The sequence below is a fragment of the Acidovorax sp. KPB24-07 genome (assembly GCF_057543315.1).
In genome coordinates, this window is the sequence record NZ_BAAJYS010000383.1 from 1 (window position 1) to 3092 (window position 3092).

General features: G+C 71.1%; 3 protein-coding genes. All 3 read right to left on the reverse strand.

Annotated features, from left to right (window positions below):
• Positions 1 to 988 (reverse strand): GTP 3',8-cyclase MoaA (gene moaA, locus AC27IQ_RS21345; RefSeq protein ID WP_487090699.1); only part of this gene is annotated, 988 nt, incomplete at its 3' end.
• 73 nt (positions 989 to 1061) lie between these two features.
• Complete coding sequence (locus AC27IQ_RS21350; RefSeq protein ID WP_487090700.1) at positions 1062 to 1832, reverse strand: SDR family oxidoreductase; 771 nt, start codon at positions 1830 to 1832, stop codon at positions 1062 to 1064.
• Positions 1833 to 1878: 46 nt separating this feature from the next.
• Positions 1879 to 3092, reverse strand: a 1214-nt coding sequence (locus AC27IQ_RS21355; RefSeq protein WP_487090701.1) for a hypothetical protein, incomplete at its 5' end; no start/stop codon positions are given.

The following is a 3092-nucleotide window of genomic DNA, read 5'->3' on the forward strand; positions in this document are numbered from 1 at the left end:
GCAGGCTGCGCAGGTCCCAGCCCTGGGTGGCGAACAGGCACAGGTAGAGACTGCCTTCCATCGACAGGCGGGCGCGGTTGCAGTCGCCGCAAAACGCTTGCGTGACGCTGCCGATCACGCCCACCTCGCCCAGCGCCGGGTCGTGGCGCCCGGTGGCATCGGCGTAGCCCCAGCGGCGCGCGGTTTCCCCGGGGGCCTGTTCGGGCAGGGGCACCAGGGGCAGGTGGGCCTGCAGCCGCGCGATCACGTCGGCGGATGGCAGCACCTCGTCCATTCGCCAGCCGTTGGTGGCGCCCACGTCCATGTATTCGATGAAGCGCAGCGTCACGCCCGTGCCGCGAAAGTGCCGCGCCATGGGCACGATCTCGTGGTCGTTGGTGCCGCGCTTGACCACCATGTTGACCTTGATGCGCGCGAACCCCGCGGCCTGTGCCGCGTCGATGCCGGCCAGCACCTCGGCCACCGGAAAGTCCACATCGTTCATGTGCCGGAACACCGCGTCCTGCAGACTGTCCAGGCTCACAGTGAGGCGGTTCAGCCCGGCGTCCTTGAGCGCCTGGGCCTTGCGCGCGAGCAGCGAGCCGTTGGTGGTCAGCGTGAGGTCGGTCGCCGTGCCGTCCGGCATACGCAGCTGCGCCAGCATGCCGACGAGGTTTTCGAGGTGCTTGCGCAGCAGCGGCTCGCCGCCCGTGAGCCGGATCTTGCGCACGCCGTGGTCGACGAAGCTGCGGGCCAGGCGGGTGATTTCCTCGAAGCTGAGCAGCGCGCTGTGCGGCAGATAGGGGTAGTCCTTGTCGAACACCTCCTTGGGCATGCAGTACGCGCAGCGGAAGTTGCAGCGGTCGGTCACGCTGATGCGCAGGTCCCGCAGCGGGCGACCGAGCGTGTCGGTCAGCCATCCCGATGGAATCCCGGACAGGCCCTGCGGCACGGCGGGGCGCAGCGCAGCGATGCGCTGGTCCACCAGGGGGATGACACGTTCAGCCATGGGCGGATTTTGCCGCATGGGGTGCGGTAGGGTTATCGGCGCAATGGGCCGCGCCGCTGTCGGCCGGCAGCGATCAGACGCAGCGGGCGCCATCCACTTCGATGCACACGCCGCTCACGAAGGCCGCTTCGTCGCTGGCCAGGTACAGCGCCGCGTTGGCCACGTCGAGCGCGGTGGAAAAACGCCCCAGCGGAATCGAGGCGAGAAATTGGGCGCGGCGCGCGTCGTCCACCGGCCCGCCGGCGAACTCGGCGGCCAGGCCCGTGTCGGGGTTGAACACGGGGTTGATGCAGTTCACTCGGATGTTGTCGGGGCCCAGCTCGGCCGCCATCGACTTGCTGGTGGTGATGACCGCGCCCTTCGACCCGTTGTACCAGGTGAGGCCCGGGCGGGGCCGCAGGCCGGCGGTGGAGGCGATGTTGATGAAGCTGCCGCCCGCCGTGCCCGGGTTGGCGCGCATGGCCGGCACGGCGTGGATGGCCGAGAGGTAGAGGCTTTTGACGTTGATGGCATACACCTTGTCGAACTCTTCCTCGCTCACCTCCAGCATGGGGCGGTTGCGGTGCGTCCAGCCGGCGTTGTTCACGACCACGTCGAGCCGGCCATGAAGGCGCACGGCCTCGTCCACCAGGGCTTTCATGTCCGCAGAGCGGGTGACGTCGGCGGCGAAGAAGTCCGCCGTGCCGCCCGCGGCGCGGATCTCGGCCGCCACGCGCTGGCCCCCGGTGGCCTGGATGTCGTTGACGATGACCCGGCCGCCCTCGGCCGCGAGCCGCTTGGCGATGCCTTCGCCGATGCCGTTGCCGGCGCCGGTGACGATGATGGATTTGCCTTGCACGCGCATGAAGCCTCCGATGGCGCTATGTTTCCGATAGCTGCCTGCGCAATTTTCACCAGGGCGGTGGCGGGATTCCGTTGGATGGGTTCTCGCGGCCGGTGGCCGTCGGCTGCGCGGGCGGCCAAGGCAGTGTAGCCACCGCTTTGCCGCCCGGCGTGCCCAGCACTGCCCCCTGCGCGACAGGGTGGCCCGCCTGCCGGCGCGCCCAGAAGGCGGAACCGGGCCAGCGCGTTTCCATCGCGTAGAAGCCCTGCAGCTGCTTGCGGTACACCCGGTGGATGTCCCGCAGGTGGTCGGCATAGCGCTGCGGCGCCTGCAGGTCGCCCGCCCCGTGCGCCAGCACCGCCTGTGCCGCGCGCATGCCGGTGTAGAGCGCGTTGCCGATGCCCTTGGACGACAGCGGGTCGAAGGCGAGGGCGGCGTCGCCCACCGCCAGCCAGCGCTCGCCGGCCGCGCGGTCGAGTTCGGCGCTGCAGGCATCGGCGCCCTGCACCGCGCCGTGGGGGCGATAGCCGTGCTCGGCGCAAAGCGCGCCCAGGTGGGTGGTGTGCTGCAGGTGCTGCCACAGGCCATCGTCGTCCAGCAGGGTGCGGCGGTCCAGCAGGTCGGCATCGCCCAGGAAGGCCACCACGCGCTCGCCGCTGGGCAGCAGCACGCTGTACCACCATCCGTCTTCGACCGCCTCGACCCAGGTGCGGCCGTCCAGATCGGTATGGCTGTCGGTGCGCAGGCGCTGGTAGAAGGCCAGCAGCCGGTCGTAGTGGCGGCGGTGCGCGCCCAGCCGGCAGGCCTGGGTGGCCATGCGGCCGCTGGCGTCGATCAGCCAGTGCGCCGTCGCGTGCGACAGGGATTCGCCCGCGCGGCGCAGCTGCAGCCGGTGCAGCGGGCCGGATGCCTCCTGCGGGTCTGCCGAGGCGGTGCCGGTCCTGCTGGCGGGATCGGCGCCCTGCGCATCGTCGCACTGCAGGTGGGTGGAAAGCGCGACCGTGCAGCCCGCCTCGCTGGCGGCGGCCCGCAGCGTGGCGTCGAAGCGCACGCGGTCCAGCTGCAAGCCATTGCCATGCAGCTGGCGCAGGGTGTCGTTGGCGTGGCCGGCCAGTCCGCCCCAATAGGCGAGGGTGCCGTAGCTGGGGCGGTGGCCGTCCGCCAGCACGCGATCAAGCACGCCAAGCTCCCCCAGCAGGCTGCGCACGGGTGGCGGCAGGCCCTCGCCGATGCGAAAGGCCCGCTCGCCGCCGCCATCGGCCAGCAGCACGCGCAGGCCGG